Raw genomic sequence first — 6,806 nt, forward strand, 5'->3', positions numbered from 1 at the left:
TGTTGAGCCTTGGAAGCGGAGTGAGAGATGGCAGCGGTTCAGGAGACCATTGATCGCGTCAAGGGCATTGACGTCGATCAATATCGTTACGGGTTCGAGACGCAAATCGAATCCGAGAAGGCTCCGAAGGGGCTGTCGGAAGACACCATCCGCTTCATCTCGGGCAAGAAGAACGAGCCGGCCTGGATGCTGGAATGGCGGCTGGAGGCGTATCGCCGCTGGCTGACCATGACGGAGCCGACCTGGGCCCGCGTCGGCTACCCGAAGATCGACTATCAGGATCTCTATTACTATTCGGCGCCGAAGCCGAAGAAGAAGGTTGCCTCGCTCGACGAGATCGATCCCGAGATTCTCAAGACCTATGAGAAGCTCGGCATTCCCCTGCGCGAGGTCGAGATCCTCGAAGGCGTCGAGCGTCCCACCGCGGCCGCGGAATCCGAGGATGGCGAGGCGGCCGCGCCGCGCACCAAGATCGCGGTGGACGCCGTGTTCGACTCGGTCTCGGTGGCAACCACCTTCAAGGAGGAGCTGAAGAAGGCCGGCGTGATCTTCATGCCGATCTCCGAGGCGCTGCGCGAGCATCCGGACCTGGTGCAGAAATATCTCGGTACGGTCGTGCCGACCACCGACAATTATTTCGCCACGCTCAACTCGGCGGTATTCTCCGACGGCTCGTTCGTCTACATCCCGCCGGGCGTGCGCTGCCCGATGGAGCTGTCGACCTATTTCCGCATCAACGAGCGCAACACCGGCCAGTTCGAGCGCACGCTGATCATCGCCGACAAGGGCGCCTACGTCTCCTATCTCGAAGGCTGCACCGCGCCGCAGCGCGACGAGAACCAGCTGCATGCCGCCGTCGTCGAGCTGGTCGCGCTGGATGATGCCGAGATCAAATATTCGACGGTGCAGAACTGGTATCCCGGCAATTCCGAGGGCGTGGGCGGCATCTACAATTTCGTCACCAAGCGTGGCGACTGCCGCGGCGTGAACTCCAAGATCTCGTGGACCCAGGTCGAGACGGGATCGGCGATCACCTGGAAATATCCGAGCTGCATCCTGCGCGGCGACAATTCCAGCGGCGAATTCTACTCGATCGCGATCTCCAACGGCTTCCAGCAGGTCGATAGCGGCACCAAGATGATCCATCTCGGCAAGAACACGTCGAGCCGGATCATCTCCAAGGGCATCGCCGCCGGCAAATCGCAGAACACCTATCGCGGCCTCGTCAGCGCCCACCGCAAGGCGTCCGGCGCGCGCAACTTCACCGCCTGCGACTCGCTCCTGATCGGCGACAAATGCGGCGCGCACACCGTGCCCTACATCGAGGCCAAGAACTCCTCGGCGGTGTTCGAGCACGAGGCGACGACCTCGAAGATCTCCGAGGACGTGCTGTTCTACTGCATCCAGCGCGGTCTTTCCCAGGAAGAAGCGGTCGGGCTTGTCGTCAACGGCTTCGTCAAGGATGTGCTGCAGCAGCTGCCGATGGAGTTCGCGGTCGAGGCGCAGAAGCTGATCTCGATCAGCCTCGAAGGTTCAGTCGGATAAGGACGTCGCGCGCGGCGACAACAGATGAGGAGTGTTCGATGACGGCCTTGCTCGAAATCAAGGGGCTCCATGCCGAGATCTCCGGTGGTCGCAAGATCATCCAGGGCCTGGACCTGACCGTGAACAAGGGCGAGATCCACGCCATCATGGGCCCGAACGGCGCCGGCAAGTCGACCCTGTCCTACGTGCTCGCCGGCAAGCCCGGCTATGAGATCACCGCCGGCGAGGTCTATCTCAACGGCGAGGATCTGCTGGCGATGTCGGCCGACGAGCGCGCCGCCAAGGGCGTGTTCCTGGCGTTCCAATATCCGCTGGAGATCCCGGGCGTCGCGACCTTGACCTTCCTGCGTGCTGCCTTCAACGCCCAGCGCAAGGCGCGCGGCGAGGAGGAGCTGTCCTCGCCCGACCTGATCAAGCGCGTGCGCGAGATCGCCAAGACCCTGAACATCGACTCGGAGATGCTGAAGCGGCCGCTCAATGTCGGCTTTTCCGGCGGCGAGAAGAAGCGCAACGAGACCCTGCAGATGGCTCTGCTGCAGCCCTCGCTCTGTGTGCTCGACGAGACCGACTCTGGTCTCGACATCGACGCGCTGAAGGTGGTCGCGAACGGCGTCAACGCGCTGCGCTCGGCCGAGCGCGGCATGATCGTGATCACGCATTATCAGCGGCTGCTCGACTACATCGTGCCGGACATCGTCCACGTGTTCGCGGCGGGCCGCATCGTCCGCACCGGGGGCGCGGATCTCGCGCGCGAGCTCGAGGCGACCGGCTACGCGCAGTACCAGAGCGAAGCGGCGTAAGGCGCGGGGAGCAGCAGCATGGGCGTCGCGATCCGCAAGACCAAGGCCGAGCTCGGGCTGGCCGATCTGTACCAGGGCGCCCGCCGCTATTTGCCGGGCGGCGAGGAGATCACCGCGGTGCGTGCCGCCGCCTTCGACCGCTTCACCGCGGTCGGCCTGCCGCACCGGCGCGTCGAGGCCTGGCGCTACACCGATCTGCGTACGCAGATGAAGGAAGCCAAGCGGCTTGCCTCGCTGCCCGACGACGCCGCCAAAACCAAGGCGCGTGAGGCAAAGGATCTCTTCGCCGGCGCGGGCTTCCGCAAGCTTGTCATCGTCGATGGCGCCTTCGTGCCGGAACTGTCGGATCTTGCGGCGCTCGAGCCGGGTCTGACCATCCAGCCGATGGCCGACGCGCTCGCCGCCGACAAGCCGCTGCTGTCGCAGCGCCTCGGCGCGATCGTTCCGGACGACGATCCGGCGCTGGCGCTCAACACCGCGCTGGCTGCCAACGGCGTCGTCATCCTGGTCGCGCCGGGCACCGCGCTGAGCCGGCCGATCCATGTCGCCTTCGTCACGACCAATTGGGTCGCGACCTCGATGTTCACCCGTTCGCTGGTGAACATCGGCGCCGGCGCCAGCGCCACCATCGTCGAGTCGCACCAGGGACCCGACGGTAGCGAATATCAGGTCAACACCGCGATGCAGCTCGTCGTCGGCGATGAGGCGCGCATCGATCACATCAAGGTCGTCAGCGAGGGCGGCAGCGCGCTGCACATCGGCTCGCTGCTCGCCAATATCGGCGCGCGCGCGACCTTCAATCAGCTCGGCTTCGTCGCCGGCGGCAGTCTGGTCCGCAACCAGCTGTTCGTCCGCCTCGCGGGCGAGGGCACCGTCGCTGACATCCGTGGCGGCTCGCTGCTGTCGGGGACGCAGCACGCCGACACGACCTTGTCGATCGAGCATGCGGCCGAGAACGGCCAGAGCCGCGAGACCTTCAAGGCGGTCGTCGGCGACACCGCCCGCGCGGTGTTCCAGGGTAAGATCACGGTCGCCCCCGGTGCGCAGAAGACCGACGCCAAGATGATGTCGCGGGCGCTGCTGCTGTCCGACGAGGCCGAGGCCGACAGCAAGCCGGAGCTTGAGATCTTCGCCGACGATGTCCAGTGCGGCCACGGCACCACGACCGGCGCGATCGACGATGAGCTGCTGTTCTACCTGATGGCGCGCGGCATCCCGCCGGCAGAAGCGAAGGCGCTGCTAATCCAGGCCTTTATCGGCGAGATCATCGAGGGTGCGGCCAACGAGGCCGTGCGCGACGCGCTGACCGGGGCGCTGCTGGGCTGGCTCGGACGACGGGAGTAGACGATGCATGCAGCGGTGAACGGGAGCGGCTACGATGTGAGCCGCATCCGGGCGGATTTTCCCATTCTCGGCATGCAGGTCCACGGCAAGCCGCTGGTGTATCTCGACAACGCTGCCTCGGCGCAAAAGCCGCAGGCGGTGCTGGACCGGATGAACCAGGTCTACACGTCCGAATACGCCAACGTGCATCGCGGGCTGCATTATCTCGCCAACGCCGCGACCGAGGCCTATGAGGGCGCCCGCGCCAAGGTGGCGACGTTCCTCAACGCCGAGAGCCCCGAGCAGATCATCTTCACCCGCGGTGCCACCGAGGCGGTGAACCTGGTCGCGCAGACCTTTGGCCGCGAGCGGATCGGGCCGGGCGACGAGATCGTGCTCTCGATCATGGAGCACCATGCCAACATCATTCCCTGGCATTTCCTCAGGGAGCGCCAGGGGGCTGTGATCAAGTGGGCTCCCGTCGATGATGACGGCAATTTCCTGCTCGACGAGTTCGAAAAGCTGCTGACACCGCGCACCAAGATGGTGGCGATGACGCAGATGTCGAACGTGCTCGGCACCGTCGTCCCGGTCAAGGAGGTCATCCGCATCGCGCATGACCGCGGCATTCCCGTGCTGATCGACGGCTCGCAGGCCGCTGTGCACATGGAGGTCGACGTCCGCGACCTCGATGCGGATTTCTACTGCATCACCGGGCACAAGATCTACGGCCCGACCGGGATCGGCGCGCTGTATGGCAAGCGCGAGCTCTTGGCCTCGATGCCGCCGTTCAACGGCGGCGGCGAGATGATCCGCGAGGTGTCGCGCGACTGGGTCACCTATGGCGACCCGCCGCACCGCTTCGAGGCCGGCACGCCGCCGATCGTCGAGGCCGCCGGTCTCGGCGCTGCCATCGACTACGTCGCCTCGATCGGCAAGCAGCGCATCGCCGCGCATGAGCATGACCTCGTGGTCTACGCCACCGAGCAGCTGCGCGAGATCAACTCGCTGCGCATCATCGGCAACGCCGCGGACAAGGGCGCGATCGTCTCGTTCGAGATGCAGGGCGCCCACGCCCACGACTTCGCCACCGTCATCGACCGCGCCGGCGTCGCGGTCCGCGCCGGCACCCATTGCGCGATGCCGCTGCTGGAGCGGTTCGGTGTGACCGCGACCTGCCGGGCGTCATTCGCGATGTACAACACGCGGGAAGAGGTCGATGTGCTGGTCCGCGCGCTGAGGAAGGCGCAGGAGTTTTTCTCGTAGAGCCGCTCGTGTACCGCCCTGCAATAGGCCCCGCCTGACTTAAATCTTGCAAGTTGGAGTCAAGCGCTCACCAAGCCGGCGGTGCGCTCCCTCGCCCCGCTTGCGGGGAGAGGGTTGGGGTGAGGGGGACTCTCCGCACGGTCGGTGGGTGTGACATATGCACCAGACTCGTGGAGAGTCCCCCTCACCCGGATTTCATCTGCGATGAAATCCGGCCTCTCCCCGCACGCGGGGAGAGGCTCGGACCGGATGCGCCGCGCGAGGCGGGCTAATCAACCAAGCAAATCAGCTTATCAAATCTACGCCGCCGCGGCCATCGCGGCCTGCGCATCGGCCTTGATCCGGTTCACCATCGAGCGGAAGCCGTTGGAGCGCTGCGGGGTCAGATGCTCGCGCAGGCCGAGCTTCTCGAACAGCGCGATTGGATCGGCGGCGAGGATCTCGGGCGCGGTGCGGCCGGAGACCATCGCCAAGAGGATCGCGACCAGGCCGCGGACGATGTGGGCGTCGCTGTCACCGACGAAGTCCAGCACCGGCGCTGCACCGTGGCGCACCGAGGTGGCGACCCAGACCTGGCTGGTGCAGCCCTGCACCTTGTTGCCGTCGTTGCGGTCGGCGTCGGGCAGGGGCGCCAGGCCACGGCCGAGCTCGATGACGTAGCGGTAGCGGTCGTCCCAGTCGTCGAGCAGGGCAAAATTCTCGACGATGTCCTCGATATCCGGGTTCGCGGGAGCTGCCGTCTGCACCATCTTCAACATGATCCTCTCCTGGTCGTCTGCTGATCTCAATCCACCTTGAGGCGCGGCTATGTCGCGAGGCTCGGCTCAGCGCCGCGGCGCGCCAGCACCGTATCGACGGCATGCGTCACGCCGTCGAAGGTGATCGGCTTGGCGATGATCGCCTCGGCGCCCTGGCGCAGGCCCGCAAGTGCGAGTGGCGACTTGGTCGAGCCGGCGACGACGATGATGCCGGCCTGGTGAAGCTTGCGGGCGAGCATGCCGACGGTCTCGGCGCCGTCGTCCTCCAGAATGCTGCTGCCGACCAGCACCGCGTCCGGTGTGGCGCGCGCGGCCTTGCTCAGCGCATCCGCGGTCTCCGCGAAAGTGAAGGTCTCGTGACGCTCGCTGAGGATATAGCCGAGCGCCGAGCGGATCACCTGGTCGGATTCAATGACAAAGACGCACGTCCTGCTCGACATCGAAATGCTCCTTCTGGCCCGTTCGTGAAGCGGGTTTGATCTACATCAAGCAAACTCCGTACCGCCGGCCTGAGCAGGCTTCATACATGCGCTGCGAGAGAGGATCGCTGCAGCGCTGCGTGGAGCCTGCGACGACATGTGTCGTTTCGGACAGCACGTCGCGGGAGCGTCGGGTGAAAAACCCAGATGTCGGGTTTGCAACAAGGTCATCCTAGCTTCGAGCTTGGCCGCATCTCTTTCAAAACATGGCCTTTTTAACGATTCCAAAGCTCTGGCACAGCCGTTGCAAAACTCTGGTCAGGCAAAGGTTGAGGGCTGAGTGCACGCCGACGCTTCGGACGAGCGATGCTCTCCTTCCCAATAACCCGTCTGCCGGTTCTGGAGAGAGGACGCGGTCCTGGTCATGCAAGGCGCATGCGGGACATTGGCAATCGGTTGATGGAGAGCAGAATGTCATCACTTCGACAAATCGCATTCTACGGCAAGGGCGGCATCGGCAAGTCGACGACGTCGCAGAACACTCTGGCGGCACTCGCCGAGATGGGTCATCGGATCCTGATCGTCGGCTGCGACCCCAAGGCGGATTCGACCCGCCTGATCCTGCACGCCAAGGCGCAGGACACCATCCTGAGCCTGGCCGCTGCCGCCGGCAGCGTCGAGGACCTCGAGATCGA

General features: G+C 65.0%; 7 protein-coding genes. 5 read left to right on the forward strand and 2 right to left on the reverse strand.

All coding sequences use genetic code 11. The features are described 5' to 3' along the window. Nucleotides 1-27 precede the first annotated feature (27 nt). Genes sufB through ACQR1L_RS29790 form a run of 4 tightly spaced genes read left to right on the forward strand, consistent with a single transcriptional unit; the run spans nt 28 to nt 4,934 of the window. Complete coding sequence (sufB, locus tag ACQR1L_RS29775) at nt 28-1,545, forward strand: Fe-S cluster assembly protein SufB (RefSeq protein ID WP_434861481.1); 1,518 nt, start codon at nt 28-30, stop codon at nt 1,543-1,545. 38 nt (nt 1,546-1,583) lie between these two features. After that, nucleotides 1,584-2,345, forward strand: a complete 762-nt coding sequence (gene sufC, locus ACQR1L_RS29780) for a Fe-S cluster assembly ATPase SufC (protein ID WP_006609650.1) — start codon at nt 1,584-1,586, stop codon at nt 2,343-2,345. A gap of 18 nt (nt 2,346-2,363) precedes the next feature. Further along, nucleotides 2,364-3,689, forward strand: coding sequence for a Fe-S cluster assembly protein SufD (gene sufD, locus ACQR1L_RS29785; protein WP_434861482.1), 1,326 nt, complete (start codon nt 2,364-2,366; stop codon nt 3,687-3,689). 3 nt (nt 3,690-3,692) lie between these two features. Beyond that, nucleotides 3,693-4,934, forward strand: a complete 1,242-nt coding sequence (locus ACQR1L_RS29790) for a cysteine desulfurase (RefSeq protein WP_434861483.1) — start codon at nt 3,693-3,695, stop codon at nt 4,932-4,934. Nucleotides 4,935-5,233: 299 nt separating this feature from the next. Here ACQR1L_RS29790 and ACQR1L_RS29795 read toward each other — a convergent pair whose 3' ends face one another. Further along, nucleotides 5,234-5,692, reverse strand: coding sequence for a SufE family protein (locus ACQR1L_RS29795; protein ID WP_434861484.1), 459 nt, complete (start codon nt 5,690-5,692; stop codon nt 5,234-5,236). A 47-nt stretch (nt 5,693-5,739) separates the two neighbouring features. After that, nucleotides 5,740-6,132 carry a response regulator gene (locus ACQR1L_RS29800; RefSeq protein WP_434861485.1) on the reverse strand — a complete coding sequence of 131 codons (393 nt, stop codon included), beginning with the start codon at nt 6,130-6,132 and terminating at the stop codon, nt 5,740-5,742. Nucleotides 6,133-6,582: 450 nt separating this feature from the next. Between ACQR1L_RS29800 and ACQR1L_RS29805 the strand changes: the two genes are divergently transcribed. After that, the coding region (locus tag ACQR1L_RS29805; RefSeq protein ID WP_316147683.1) for an AAA family ATPase at nt 6,583-6,806 on the forward strand (224 nt) is incomplete at its 3' end.

It is taken from the genome of Bradyrhizobium sp. HKCCYLR20261 (assembly GCF_051168435.1).
Lineage (GTDB): Bacteria > Pseudomonadota > Alphaproteobacteria > Rhizobiales > Xanthobacteraceae > Bradyrhizobium.

Coding starts and splice junctions, on each gene's coding strand:
- sufB (WP_434861481.1), top strand. CDS start 28: ATGGCAGCGGTTCAGGAGACCATTGATCGCGTCAAGGGCATTGACGTC.
- sufC (WP_006609650.1), top strand. CDS start 1,584: ATGACGGCCTTGCTCGAAATCAAGGGGCTCCATGCCGAGATCTCCGGT.
- sufD (WP_434861482.1), top strand. CDS start 2,364: ATGGGCGTCGCGATCCGCAAGACCAAGGCCGAGCTCGGGCTGGCCGAT.
- ACQR1L_RS29790 (WP_434861483.1), top strand. CDS start 3,693: ATGCATGCAGCGGTGAACGGGAGCGGCTACGATGTGAGCCGCATCCGG.
- ACQR1L_RS29795 (WP_434861484.1), bottom strand. CDS start 5,692: ATGTTGAAGATGGTGCAGACGGCAGCTCCCGCGAACCCGGATATCGAG.
- ACQR1L_RS29800 (WP_434861485.1), bottom strand. CDS start 6,132: ATGTCGAGCAGGACGTGCGTCTTTGTCATTGAATCCGACCAGGTGATC.